The organism is Nonlabens antarcticus, assembly GCF_015356755.1.
GTDB lineage: Bacteria > Bacteroidota > Bacteroidia > Flavobacteriales > Flavobacteriaceae > Nonlabens > Nonlabens antarcticus.
Genome location: NZ_JADFCO010000061.1, coordinates 32544 through 46031 on the forward strand (window position 1 = coordinate 32544; position 13488 = coordinate 46031).

Annotated in this window: 14 protein-coding genes; 5 read left to right on the forward strand and 9 right to left on the reverse strand. The window is 37.8% G+C overall.

Annotation, left to right across the window (positions count from 1 at the left end; all coding sequences use genetic code 11):
- Positions 1 to 5 precede the first annotated feature (5 nt).
- Complete coding sequence (uvrA, locus tag IQ282_RS02650) at positions 6 to 2810, reverse strand: excinuclease ABC subunit UvrA (RefSeq protein WP_228547191.1); 2805 nt, start codon at positions 2808 to 2810, stop codon at positions 6 to 8.
- 202 nt (positions 2811 to 3012) lie between these two features.
- On the opposite strand from uvrA, the gene IQ282_RS02655 reads away from it, so the two are divergent.
- Both IQ282_RS02655 and IQ282_RS02660 read left to right on the forward strand, forming a co-directional pair.
- Complete coding sequence (locus IQ282_RS02655; protein ID WP_194850360.1) at positions 3013 to 3597, forward strand: RNA polymerase sigma factor; 585 nt, start codon at positions 3013 to 3015, stop codon at positions 3595 to 3597.
- Between the two features lie 61 nt (positions 3598 to 3658).
- The gene (locus tag IQ282_RS02660) at positions 3659 to 3808 is read left to right on the forward strand and encodes a hypothetical protein (RefSeq protein ID WP_194850361.1); all 150 of its coding nucleotides are present in this window, start codon (positions 3659 to 3661) and stop codon (positions 3806 to 3808) included.
- A gap of 35 nt (positions 3809 to 3843) precedes the next feature.
- On the opposite strand, the gene IQ282_RS02665 is transcribed toward IQ282_RS02660, so the two are convergent.
- Positions 3844 to 4509: an endonuclease III domain-containing protein gene (locus tag IQ282_RS02665; protein ID WP_194850362.1), complete on the reverse strand. Its 666-nt coding sequence runs from the start codon at positions 4507 to 4509 to the stop codon at positions 3844 to 3846.
- Positions 4510 to 4538: 29 nt separating this feature from the next.
- On the opposite strand from IQ282_RS02665, the gene bcp reads away from it, so the two are divergent.
- Entirely contained in the window at positions 4539 to 4988 is a 450-nt protein-coding gene (gene bcp / locus IQ282_RS02670; protein WP_194850363.1) for a thioredoxin-dependent thiol peroxidase, read from the forward strand.
- Here bcp and IQ282_RS02675 read toward each other — a convergent pair whose 3' ends face one another.
- Positions 4989 to 6446, reverse strand: coding sequence for a TonB-dependent receptor (locus tag IQ282_RS02675; protein WP_194850364.1), 1458 nt, complete (start codon positions 6444 to 6446; stop codon positions 4989 to 4991).
- 82 nt (positions 6447 to 6528) lie between these two features.
- Between IQ282_RS02675 and IQ282_RS02680 the strand changes: the two genes are divergently transcribed.
- Positions 6529 to 7302 carry an MBL fold metallo-hydrolase gene (locus tag IQ282_RS02680; protein ID WP_194850365.1) on the forward strand — a complete coding sequence of 258 codons (774 nt, stop codon included), beginning with the start codon at positions 6529 to 6531 and terminating at the stop codon, positions 7300 to 7302.
- Entirely contained in the window at positions 7299 to 7802 is a 504-nt protein-coding gene (locus tag IQ282_RS02685) for a hypothetical protein (RefSeq protein WP_194850366.1), read from the forward strand. The genes IQ282_RS02680 and IQ282_RS02685 overlap by 4 nt, the downstream gene beginning before the upstream one ends.
- Position 7803: 1 nt before the next feature.
- Here the strand turns inward: IQ282_RS02685 and IQ282_RS02690 are convergent, their stop codons facing one another.
- The 6 genes from IQ282_RS02690 to IQ282_RS02715 all read right to left on the reverse strand — a co-directional run bounded on the left by IQ282_RS02690 (position 7804) and on the right by IQ282_RS02715 (position 13469).
- Positions 7804 to 8469 (reverse strand): alpha/beta hydrolase, encoded by a 666-nt coding sequence (locus tag IQ282_RS02690; protein ID WP_194850367.1) that lies wholly within the window; start codon positions 8467 to 8469, stop codon positions 7804 to 7806.
- A 2-nt stretch (positions 8470 to 8471) separates the two neighbouring features.
- The gene (locus IQ282_RS02695; protein ID WP_194850368.1) at positions 8472 to 8828 is read right to left on the reverse strand and encodes a hypothetical protein; all 357 of its coding nucleotides are present in this window, start codon (positions 8826 to 8828) and stop codon (positions 8472 to 8474) included.
- The gene (locus IQ282_RS02700) at positions 8812 to 10071 is read right to left on the reverse strand and encodes a dihydroorotase (RefSeq protein ID WP_194850369.1); all 1260 of its coding nucleotides are present in this window, start codon (positions 10069 to 10071) and stop codon (positions 8812 to 8814) included. Before IQ282_RS02700 ends, IQ282_RS02695 begins: the two co-directional genes overlap by 17 nt.
- A complete protein-coding gene (locus IQ282_RS02705; RefSeq protein WP_194850370.1) occupies positions 10068 to 11969 on the reverse strand; it encodes a BatA domain-containing protein in 1902 nt (633 codons plus the stop codon). Before IQ282_RS02705 ends, IQ282_RS02700 begins: the two co-directional genes overlap by 4 nt.
- Before the next feature lie 71 nt (positions 11970 to 12040).
- Positions 12041 to 12808, reverse strand: coding sequence for a TIGR02757 family protein (locus IQ282_RS02710; RefSeq protein ID WP_194850371.1), 768 nt, complete (start codon positions 12806 to 12808; stop codon positions 12041 to 12043).
- Positions 12801 to 13469, reverse strand: coding sequence for an ABC transporter ATP-binding protein (locus IQ282_RS02715; protein WP_194850372.1), 669 nt, complete (start codon positions 13467 to 13469; stop codon positions 12801 to 12803). The genes IQ282_RS02710 and IQ282_RS02715 overlap by 8 nt, the downstream gene beginning before the upstream one ends.
- Positions 13470 to 13488: the final 19 nt, after the last annotated feature.

A 13488-nucleotide genomic window follows, 5' to 3' on the forward strand; every position in this document is an offset into this window, starting at 1 on the left:
AACTTCTAATGTAGTTTTTCTGCAATAAATGGGGCGGTGTAGCTAGCTTTTACTTTTGCTACTTCCTCTGGCGTTCCAGATGCAACTAGATATCCACCCTCCGCACCGCCTTCAGGACCTAAATCGATGACATAATCAGCACACTTGATGAGATCCATGTTGTGTTCAATGACGATAACACTATGACCTTTTTCAATAAGTGCATTGAAACTGTCTAGCAACTTATTGATGTCGTGAAAATGTAAACCAGTGGTAGGTTCATCAAATATAAATAGCGTTTTGTCTGTCGTGGTTCCTTTAACTAAAAAGCTAGCCAGTTTAATTCTTTGTGCTTCACCACCAGATAGGGTTGAACTGCTTTGTCCTAATGTTACATACCCTAGACCTACATCCTGTAAGGGTTTAATTTTTCTGGTGATTTTTTCTTGGCTGTTGGCATCAAAATATGCCATGGCATCGTTGATCGTTAAATTTAGAATGTCATCAATATTCTTCCCGTCAAACTGGACTTCCAATATTTCTTTTTTAAATCTTTTTCCGTTACATGTCTCACAAACCAAAGTAACATCAGCCATAAATTGCATTTCGATAGTTACCTCGCCATCTCCTTTACAAGTTTCACAACGACCACCATCCACATTGAAAGAAAAGTGTTTCGGTTGGTAGTTTCTTATTTTGGACAATTTCTGACTGGCAAATAAACTCCGTATATCATCGTAAGCTTTAATGTAGGTAATTGGGTTTGACCTAGAACTGCGCCCTATCGGATTCTGGTCGATAAATTCTACGGTTTTCACATTCTCAAACTTGCCTTTAATGTCTGTGTATTGTCCAGGCTTTGCACCATATCCTCCTAGTTTTTTAAGCATCGCTGGATATAGGATCTGTTTTACGAGCGTTGATTTTCCACTACCAGAAACCCCTGTAATCATGGTCAAAACTCCCAATGGAAAAGTGACATCAATGTTCTTCAAGTTGTTCTGTCTAGCGCCTATGATGTCAACGTGATATTTGTAGGATCTTCGCTTTCGCGGAAGCGGAATTTCCATCGTACCATTTAAATATTGAGCAGTTAAACTGGTTGATTTCAATATTTCTGCAAGTGTTCCCGCTGCTACGACCTCACCACCGTGAGTTCCAGCCTCAGGACCTATATCAATAATTCGATCTGCAGACTGCATGATTTCCTCATCGTGCTCCACAATAATTACCGTATTCCCTAAATCACGCAGGTTTTTAAGGACTTTTATCAATCGCTTCGTATCCCGCGGGTGCAGTCCTATACTAGGTTCGTCAAGAATGTACATACTTCCCACAAGGCTGCTTCCCAATGATGTCGCTAGGTTGATACGTTGTGATTCTCCTCCAGAAAGCGAGTTTGATTTACGATTTAAGGTTAAATAATCAAGTCCGACATCAGACAAAAATTCCAAACGGCTGTTGATTTCTTTCATTAATCGTTTTGCAATGGTCTTTTGATTTTCATCTAGTTCCATCTCTTGGAAAAACACCTTAAGATTTTTGATAGGCATTTCTACTAGATCTGTGATGGTGACATCGTTGATTTTCACGTAATTCACTTCAGGTCTCAAGCGCTTTCCTTTACATAGAGTACATCGTGTTTTTCCACGATAACGAGAAAGCATGACGCGGTTTTGAATTTTATAGGCTTTGGATTCCAGTTCTGCAAAAAAACCATCAAGTCCTGTAAAGAATTTGTTACCATCCCAAACCAGGTTTTTTTGTTTTTCATTCAACTCAAACCAGGGCTTGTGAATGGGGAAATCAAACTTATCTGCATTTTTAATGAGTTGATCTTTATAGTAACTCATATTCTCACCTCTCCAAGGAAATACCGCGCTATCATAAACCGATAGGGCAGTGTTAGGAACCACAAGATCTGCATCAATCCCAATTACGTCGCCATAACCCTCACATTTGGGACAGGCACCATAAGGATTGTTGAAACTAAACAGGTTGGGGTTTGGTTCTAAAAACTCCATTCCATCAAGTTCGAATTTATTGGTAAACTCTCTCGAGAAAGAATTGTCCAACGCCTCAATGTAAGCCACTCCTTTACCTTCAAAAAATGCGGTATCTACAGCATCAGCAAGCCGGTTGTAGAAATCTTCATCGTCACGCTTTATAATCCTATCAATAACGATGAAAACCTTGTCCTTACTGGAAAAGCTAATTTCATTCTCATCAATTCGAACGACATCGCCGTTAACTTGAATACGGGTGAAACCTTGTTGTAACAATACTGCTAGTTGCTGTGGAATGTCTCTTTTACCTTTGACAATTAATCGTGTAGTCAAGAGCATTTTAGTGCCATCTTCCTGTTGTTTGACGTAGTTCATCACATCAGTAACAGTATCTTTTTTGACTTCGTTTCCAGATATGGGAGAATATGTGCGGCCTATACGGGCAAACAGCAATTTCAGATAATCATAGATCTCTGTCGTTGTTCCCACAGTACTTCTTGGGTTCGTAGAATTTACCTTTTGCTCAATCGCAATGGCAGGAGCGATACCTTTAATGTATTCTACTTTGGGTTTATTTAAACGACCTAGAAACTGTCGTGCATAAGAAGAAAGACTCTCTACATAACGCCGCTGACCTTCTGCATAGAGCGTGTCAAAAGCAAGAGATGACTTCCCGCTACCAGAAAGACCTGTAATCACGACCATTTCATTCCTGGGAATGACCGCGTTTAATTTTTTAAGGTTATGTAATTCAGCGCCCTTAACAAGAATGTTCTTTTTAGGACTAAGGGAATCTATATTATCGAAGATCATTTTCTCTGGCATAAGTACAAAGATAACAAGCGGTTCAACGAATTATGACGAGCAAGAATCATTAATATGTTAAATTGTAAAGAGTTGTTTTGCTAGTTTGGAACAAATGTTGTTATCTTTAACCCGTTAACAAAATATTAATCTACCGCGTATACTATAACACTACTCTAAAAAATCGATCCTGCTAACTAGTTGGGTTATTAGATGTTACAGTATGAATGATATAAACGCAAATGACGCTGTACTTGTAAGTGAGTACATGCAAGGTCGGGAATACGCACTGGAAATCCTGATCAATCGCCACAAGCAAAGAATTCACGGCTTTATCTTTTCTAAAGTTTTAGATAGAGATATAACAGAAGACATTTTTCAGGATACCTTTATTAAGGTGATCCGCACGCTCAAACGCGGTAAATATAACGAGGAAGGAAAATTTCTGCCATGGGTGATGCGCATATCGCACAACCTGGTTATAGATCATTTCCGTCGTAATAAACGAATGCCTAAGTTCCAATCTCGTAATGATTTTGATATTTTTGACGTGATCAGCGATGGTCAAGATAGTATTGAGTCTGAAATGATTGAAAGTCAAGTTCATGAAGATGTGCGAAGACTGGTAGAGGAACTTCCTGATGACCAGAAAGAAGTGCTTCTGATGCGCATTTATAAAGAGATGTCGTTTAAAGAAATAGCAGAGATTACTGACGTTAGTATCAATACGGCGTTAGGTAGAATGCGTTACGCTTTAATCAACCTGAGAAAGGTAATTGACAAACACAACATCGTTCTAACAAAATAATTTGAGTTGTAAATAATATTGTCAATTTAGGTGCGTTTAGTAGTTATAAATAAACTTCAACATGCCAAAACTTTACAATCAATTTTCATCTTCAGAACGAGTGAATCATTTAGGTCCCAAACCCGAAACCATTAATAGGATTTTAGCCTATTCCAAAGCATTGAGTGTCCATCGTGTGGGCAATATGACCATCGAGACACTTAACAATTAGTATTTTGTTTTTTAGATTTTGAAAATCCGCTACTATTACTTAGAGCGGATTTTCTTTTTATAGTAATCGTCAAGTACTGTTTTTCTCCCTATGGTTTTAGTGATGATATCTTTTTCCATGTCCCAGGCTCGTGCTGGACTATACTGACGCCCATACCAGATAATTTGTAAATGAAGATCGTTCCACTTCTCCTCAGGGAATAAACGCTTTGCATCCTTTTCTGTTTGCACTACATTTTTACCATTAGTGAGGTTCCAGCGATACATCAATCGATGTATGTGAGTGTCCACGGGAAATGCAGGAATACCAAATGCTTGGGACATTACAACAGCCGCTGTTTTATGACCCACAGCAGGAAGCTCTTCTAAAAATTCATAAGTTTGCGGCACTAGTCCATTGTGCTTATCAATTAGTATGTGACTAAGTCCGTGAATTCCTTTAGCTTTCATGGGAGAAAGACCCACTGGCTTAATAATCTCTCTAATTTCCTCAACAGATAAATGAATCATGTCATATGGATTATCAGCTCTCTCAAAGAGTAATGGTGTGATTTGATTCACTCTAACATCAGTGCTTTGGGCACTCATCAATACTGCTATCAATAAGGTGTAAGGATCCTGATGATCCAGTGGTACGGGAATCTCTGGATATAATCCTTCTAACGTATCCATCACAAAATTCACTTTTTCCTGCTTATTCATTTTGTATCTTTATGTTTCAAAATTAATCTATGACCACTCTCAAACCAGGCGATAAAGCTCCAGATTTTTCCATTCCTAATCAAGACGGTAACACTGTTTCCCTATCAGATTTTAAAGGTAAGAAGTTAGTTTTATTCTTCTACCCCAAAGCCAGTACTCCAGGATGCACTGCAGAGGCTTGCAGTCTAAGAGACAACGTAGAACGCTTTCGCGAAAGCGGATACGAAATACTTGGAGCGAGCGCAGATAGTCCTAAGAGACAAACTAACTTTAAAAATAAATACGAACTTCCTTACGATTTACTTGCTGATGAAGATCATACGTTATTAAATGCTTATAAAGTCTGGGGACCTAAAAAGTTCATGGGGAAAGAATATGATGGCATTCATCGCACCACTTTTGTAATTGATAAAGAAGGAGTTATTCAAGAGGTAATTACTAAAGTAAAAACAAAGGAACACGCAGATCAGATTCTTTAATTAAGAATCTGATGCTTTTGGTTCCGGTAATCCACAGCCGAAGAAGTGTCCATCCTTAATCAGTTCTGGAAGTCCTTCTGGAACCATCTCTTTCCAGGCTAAATCACCATCACAAATCATACGCAACACCTCGCGTGAAAATATATGGCCTATTTCTGGGTCATAATCTTCAATGTCAATAACGCGACCATTGTATTTAAAGAATTTATATAATTCCTTCAAACGTGGGTGAACCTTTAGATTTTCACTAGTTATCAATTCGCCAGTTTCCGCATCGGTCATTGGGTAGAGGTACACTCTTAAATCTTTAAAGAATAACTTGCCGAAGGCTTCTAGAATACCACCGCTTAAGTGATTGTAATATCTTGCATCAAAAATGTCTATGAGATTATTTGTTCCCATGACCAGTCCTATGCGCTCTTTAGTATAATTATTTAAGTATTCTACCAATCGATAATATTCCTTGAAATTAGAAATCATTACCGTCTGGCCCAGTGAGCAAAGTAATTCTGCACGGTGCATAAAATCTTTTTCATCAATTTCACCAGAAGCTTTCAAGTTGCTAAGGGTAATTTCAAAGATTGTTTCAAGTCGATCTTCCTGTACCTTTCCCGATTTGATAAACATGGCGCGGGATTTTTTATACATGTCCATATTCACCTTTGTAACGGGTCTAAAACTTCCCCTCAAAGCGAGGACGTTCTTTTTGTAAAGGATTTTTGCAGCTAGGATATTATTTCCATCAGGACCGAACATTACGGCCTCAGTCATTTCATTTCTTAACAGTTGCAAACTCATCAAACGATTATCTACATCTTCAAATCGTGGGCCGTCAAAATTGATCATATCAATCTCGATCTTATCCTTATCGATGTGATCGTACAGGTATTTTAGAAGCTTTTTAGGTTGATCGTGTTTATAGAAAGCACCATAAATCAAGTTAGTTCCTAGAATTCCCAATGTGATTTGCTGCAATCTAGCATCACGTTCTTTAAACCTAACGTGCAGTATTATTTCACTGTATTCTTCTGAGGGAGCTGCTTGAAACTTTAATCCCACCCAACCGTGACCTAAAAACTTCTTAGCAAAGTCAATAGTTGCAACGGTATTTGCATAGGTAAAAAATAACTTTTCTGGATGTTTCTCGCGTGAGATGCGATCTTCAATTAGTTGCGTTTCATGACGCAACATTTTGCGCAATCTAGATTCTGTAACATAACGACCGTCATCTTGAACACCATAAACGGCATCAGAAAAATCTTTGTCGTAGGCACTCATTGCCTTGGCTATCGTTCCAGATGCGCCTCCTGCTCTGAAAAAATGACGCACCGTTTCTTGTCCAGCACCTATTTCTGCAAACGTCCCATAGATGTTTCGATTCAAATTGACGCGTAAAGCTTTGTTTTTCAACGAGGGAACTGATTCAAAGTCGTTGTCTCCAGCAAGCATAATTGCCATTAAGTAGCCATTTTTGTTATGTAACAAAGGTAGCGAACCCCATAGTAGAACAAAAAAATATCAATACTTTTATAAATAATTAATGAAAGTACAAATCACCATTTTAGGAACAGGAACATCACAGGGAATACCCGTCATAGGTAGTACCCATCCCGTCTGTTTAAGCGATGACCCCAGAGACAAACGGCTCAGGGTAAGTAGCGTCATAGAAATCGAGGGTCAACGCTTTATAATTGACTGCGGTCCAGACTTTAGACAGCAAATGTTGACGAATAATATCGACCGTTTTGACGCATTGCTTTTTACCCATGAGCACGCAGATCATACCGCGGGACTTGATGATTTACGTCCGTTTTTTTTCAGGCAGGGAGCGATTCAATGTTATATGAGTCAGCGAGTGGAAGATTCCTTAAACGAGCGTTTTCGTTATATGATGACCAGAACTGATAAATATCCTGGTGTTGCAGATCTTGACATTCATTTATTTGACACTGACGACTTCATAATAAATGGTGTAAAAGTTACTCCTATAAGAGCAGATCACGGATTTTTACCCGTTCACGGCTTTCGCTTCGGTAATCTTGCTTACATGACAGATGTTAAAACGATAGAACCTGCAGAAAAGGAAAAATTAAAAGGATTAGATGTTCTTATAATTAATGCGCTGCGCGAGGAGGAACATTTATCGCATCTTAATGTAAAAGAAGCGCTGGAACTTGTAAGGGAAATTGAACCTAAACGTACTTATTTCACACACATTAGCCATCATCTAGGATTTCATGCCGCGGTAGAAAAATCCTTACCAGAAAATGTTTTCCTGGCCTATGACAACCTTAAAATCACCATTGATTCATGAGAAGAAGTTTATTCCTTTACCTATTTATATTTGCCTCATTAATCTCATTGATCATTTACGTCAATGCAAGAAACTATCAAGAAGTTCTTGAAAAAGATGTCATCAGCCTGCGCAAGCAGATTCTTAAAAAGGATGCCATACTGGACAGTATTGCAGACTCACAAATGGCGGCTCCCATTAATTTCACACTGGAGCAAAATCAGGAGGCTTCAAATTATTTTGAGAAGTTAGGATTCACTACAGATCAAGTCAAGCAAAAAGTTACAGATCAATTGCTGGATCTAAATCTTGAAAATGGCGGGAATCCATTAGTGCCATTTATAGGTCAGGGTAGGGGATTCCAGGTAAACGAAACGCACTTTATCAATCATAAATGGGTGCTGGTAAACTTCTCTGATAATTATCAGTGGGGAGAATTACTTGTTACCTACACGATAAAAGAAGATAAAAGCATAAGTTTAGAAACGACAGCGTCTGTTTTAAACGATAAGTACCGCTAGTTTACAGACGGCTTTCCAACCAGTTTTTCATGTCATGAAAATTTTCAGGCGATACTCCATGACCTATGGGATATTGTTTAAAAACGTAATCGACATTCAGTTTTTCAAGAATAGGTTGTGTCTGCATTCCCCATGCAAAAGGAACTACTTGATCCATGGTGCCGTGGGATACAAAGAAATTTGATGGGTTCTCGCTTTCGCGAAAGCGTGCTTCCATTCCCTTAAATTGCTCCACAAGATCTTTATTTAAGTAACCAGACATTGCTATAACATTCTTGAATAAATGAGGATCAGAAAGCGCCAAAGCGATTGATAATATGGCCCCTTGGGAAAAACCTAAAATGTTTATACTAGAGGTATTTACATCATACTTAGCAGTGATTTCCTTAATAAATTTACGGATCAACTCCATACTCTCTCGTGCTTGATCTAGGTCTGAGAATTTATCCATATCCGCGGTGTAATTGATGGCATACCACGCTGCTCCCTGTGGCGGCATATCAAAAGGGGCACGTGCGGAAATGATGTGAATTCCAGCGTCTAATTGAGGTACAAAAGAGAATAGATCTTCTTCATTACTCCCGTATCCATGCAGTAATAAGAGCAACGGAGGGTTTTCACAATTTGCAGGACGGCTAACGTATTTAAGACTTAAATCTGTATTCATTTTTATTTTATAAAGCTAAACCACTTTTGAAAGGCTGTTCCTATCACGGGCAAGGGTGTTGTTTGATTTTTTAATGCGTCTACAAAACCTAAAATGGCTATGAAAACAATAAGAGAAATGAGCAATAGTGCAATCAATGGACTAGGAACGATATTACTAAATGCAGTAATCAGAATTGCAATTATTGCGATCCCAAACATTTGTCTGTGATGAAATGTTACAAAAGACTGGTTTTTATTAAAGTTGAGTAATAAAACTACTCCTAGTACTGCAATGAATACTATGAAGTGAAAATATAGCAACAGTGCGGACGCATAAGCAACAAGTGCCAGTGTCTTTCCTTTAGGATCTGATGTCATTCCATTCTAGTTTATTGTTATTTAATATTCCTAAAGCCTTTCCTTTCAATTTCCTGCCGATGAAAAGACTGTTTTTTGAAGTACTTTCTAAGTTGTTTTTTTCTAAAATTCTCAAATCTTCTGGATCAAAGAATGTAAGATTTGCAGGTTTTCCCTCTGCTATTTCTGGTTGATCTTGATGGAATGCCATGTAGCCGGCAGTCAGTAATTTTATAGACAACTCCATTCCTAGAACTTGACAAGCCATACCAAAAGAACTTTCTAACCCTATTGTACCGTAATCTGCTTGATCAAATTCTACATTTTTAGACTCAACTGTCAATGGTATATGATCGCTTGTAATCATATCAACTGTTCCAGATTTAAGATGTTTTAGTACCTTTTTTACTTCAGCGACCTCACGCAATGGAGGCTGTACTTTGAAATTAGTATCATAATCTAACAGAGCATCGCTAGCAGTTGTAAAGTGATGAACGGTGACGCTACAGGTAATATTCAAACCTTCTTTCTTTGCTTTTTTAATCAAGTCCAGCGATCCACTGGTTGTGATTGTTGGGAAATGTATTCTAGCATCTGTATATCTCGCAATTTCAATATCTCTGGCAACTCTCAGTTCTTCTGCAAATTTAGGGATGGTCTTCAGGCCTAGTTCTGTCCCGGTTTGATCTTCATTTATAATTCCTTTTCCAGCAATTTGCGCATCTTGAGAAAAAGATTGAAGAATGCCGCTAAAAGGTTTTAAATACTGCAATCCTATCTTTAATAAATTTGGGTTTTCTATGGGGAGTTTGAAATCATAGTAAGCAACAGCTCCAGCCTGATGCATATCATACAACTCCGCGAGATGGTTTCCCTTTTGATCTAAAGAAAAGTTTCCTATTGGTAGTAAAGTAACTGCATTACCGCCGCTTTTAGATTTCAAATAATTGATACCACTTTCATCTTGAGGGTTTGGTTTGTTGTTTGGATTCAACATGATATGGGTAAATCCACTTGAAGCGGCTGTTGCTAACCCATTTTTCATCGTTTGTCGCTCTTCAAATCCAGGTTCACCAAAACTCACACTGCTATCAAACCAACCAATAGAAACATGTAAATTGTCTGCTACTATGATTTGAGCGTTATCAACATTAATATCAATGCCTATTTTTTCTATGATTCCATCACGTATCAATAGATCCATTTTCTTTAAATGAAACTCACTGGACTCACATACGATTATTGCATTTTTAATAAGAATCATTTGATAAATTTTAAAATCATCAATTCGCAAATTAGAAAAAATAATGCTGCCGCCACAAAGTATTTCCACAGTTCTATAGCATCTCGATTATCTTGAAATTGTTGAACAAATGTGGTGACACTCTCTAGAGTTTTCCCTCCTAACTCTACTTTAGTATAAAACTCTTGATTATTCTCATCTCGCGGCACGTTGTAGGAAATAGAAGCGACTATTGCGTCATTAAGTAACACATCATAAGTTCCAGCTTTTTGAATCTCATTACCAGTCTGCAACTCAACATAGGAATCATAAGCGCGTTGTTCTGGAATTAGTCTCTGACCTTCCAGTTTCAATTCGAGAATCTGATCACCCTCTAGTTTTGAGCGTACATTTACGATATTATTAGAGCCTAATTGCTGATAAAGAACACCGGAATCAGAGCTTTTTAGACCAAGCTTGTAAAAAATAGGTACTACTAAAGGTGAATCCTGAAAATTTGAATTTTCTTCATTTAAAGGTGCGGTGAAAATATATGTATTATTTTTTTGCAGTAAAAAAGCGGTTCCATCCTCAAAAGAAAGAATTTTATTCATCGTATTTTCTATAAAAGATACGGCGCTAACTTTAGGATATTGAAAGTTTGTTACCCGCTCACTAAAAACATTGCTCAACAATGGGTGGTCAAAATTTATGGATACAATCCGTTTTTCAATAATCCTTGCTTGCGGATTTCCAAAACCTGTAATTGAATTATAGCCCTCACCATCTAGCGATGGGATGATTATTAAAGTATTACCATTAGAGGTAAAACTATTGAGTTCAACCACAAGGTTTGCGGGAATGTTGGAAATTTCATTTAATATAAGAACTGACTGATCTTTGATGCTGTTGTAATTGAGTTGATTACTGCTTACAGATTGATAGTCAAACTCGTCGCTCGTATAAATTTTCTTTAAAAAGTCAGAATCACTGTCATTAACGTTTAAAACTTTGATTTTATCTTTTTCGTTTGTTGAAAGGAAGAGCTTATTATCAAACGAAAGTCCCTCATCATCAATTTGTAAATAAGCGTTGAGTTTAATGTTTTCTAGAATCTTAAATTGGGCGGTTCCTTTTAGTTTAGAAACAGGAGCTGTTGTTTTGGCGAGCAGTATATTGTTATTGAACAAACTCACAGTTATTGGATTTTTGACATCTTCCTGAGATGATAGTTTCACATCTATAAAACGCTCTTCTTTATCATTTGTTTTGATATAAGCAGTGTCCAGACTAATGTTTTGATTCCTTTCCGCTTTAAGCTGGATTAGTTTTGCAGATAGATTTTTGGATTTCAAATTAAATTCTTGATTTTCAAATTTCTGAAAATCTGATATCCAGACCAGCGTTGCCTCTGAATTACGTTGTTCTAATAATGAATTTGCTTTCAACTCCACTTGATCTGGAGAAAGTGAACTGGCAGAAAATGGAGCGTTCAACAATTCATTGGCAACCTCTTGTCGGGAGACATTTTTATATACGTTATCGTTGGTAAAAAGACTGAAATTAAGATCTGCCGGCAGTTTTTCTATAAGTTGATTGACTGCGGTTAGGTAAAGCATTCCATTAGCGCCTTTTGCTTGCAGGCTGTAGGAATTATCTAGATATATAATGGTATTATCTCTTGAACCGTTTGCTTTTTCAGAAGAGAAATACGGTTGTGCAAAAGCAAAAACGAGACAAGCAATGGCTAGCATTCTTGCCATTAGTGTCAACCATTTTTTGAGGGTACGACTTTTTCTAGTTTGAGTGACCAGTGGTTTTAAAAAGGCAACGTTAGTAAACGCAACTTTTTTAAATTTTCTGAGTTGGAATAAGTGAACAATAATCGGAACGAGAAGAAATAAAAGCCCGTAAAGCAGTGTGGGATTCTTAAAAAGCATCGATTATCTTGATTGTTCAAAGATAGGTTGTTCCCTAGGAATTACAAACTAATTTACATGCTGCCCAGCAGCTATAAATCATCAAATGCACCTAAACCGAATAATGCAAAATCGTACTTTACTGGGTCAACTGGATCCATTTTCCTTAGAGCATTGTCAAGTTCTAAAACAGCTTTACCGTCATTCTGTTTTCTTTTCAATAGCTTGAGTTTCCTGGAAATATTTCCCGTATGAACATCAAGTGGGAGCGATAAACTGCTCATTGGGATTTTATTCCATATCCCAAAATCTACACCGCGATCATCTTTTCTAACCATCCAGCGCAGGAACATATTAATGCGTTTTGCGCTACTATTTTTCATGGGATCGCTCACGTGTTTTTGAGTACGCGGCAAATGGTCTGTCTCAAAAAACCGCTGTTTAAACTTAGAAATTCCTTCTTGCAGGTTGCTTGATGAAGAATACGCTTTCTCGAAAGCGTTCTCTAAACCACCATCAATATTTTCTATGTTTTGCAATGCCCTCAAAAACATTCTTAGGTCATCTGCATTAAATGTGCGGTGTACAAAACCTTCAAACCTATCTAAATCTGACTTTTGGAAATTTTGAACGAAATCTGCAGGGGAATTGTCCATCAGTCCCATCAATTTGTCAGCATTATTGATAATGGATTTACGGTTTCCCCAGGCAATAGTGGCCACAAGAAATCCAGCAATCTCAATATCCTTAGGGTTTGTAAACCGGTGGGGAATTTGAATAGGGTCGTGAGGTATAAAGTCTGGCGTGTTATAAATGCCTACTTTATGATCAAGAAATTCTTTGAGTTCCTTTTTATTCATGCTCCACAAATCTACCATCACTCATGGTAAGTGTGCGATCTGCAAGCATCGCGAGTTCGTGATTGTGGGTAACGATGACAAAGGTTTGGTTGAAAGATGCTCGCAAGTCTAGGATCAAATTATGAAGATCTGCAGCGGTGCCGCTGTCTAGATTTCCTGTAGGTTCGTCTGCAAAGATAACTTGAGGATCGTTGATTAGTGATCGCGCGACGGCTACGCGCTGTTGCTCACCACCGCTCAATTCACCAGGTTTATGGTGTATGCGATCGCCTAATTTTAAGTAATCTAGTAATTCTTTAGCGCGTTTTTCTGCAGCTGCTTTAGATTTCTTATTGATAAAAGCTGGAATACACACGTTTTCAAGTGCCGTAAATTCAGGTAATAGCTGGTGAAATTGAAATATAAATCCCAAAGACTGATTGCGGAAATGGCTGAGCTGGCGCTGTGATAGTTGGGTAACATCAGTGCCATTAATAATTAGAGATGTATCTTGATTTTTATCTGGACGTTCTAGAGTACCTAGAATATGTAGTAAGGTCGTTTTTCCGGCTCCGGAAGTTCCTATCACACTTACTATTTCTGCTTCCTTTATGCTTAGGTCAACACCTTTGAGCACTTCTAGGTCTGCATAACTTTTATGGATATTTCTAGCTTCAATCATCATAACAAATGTACTCGCT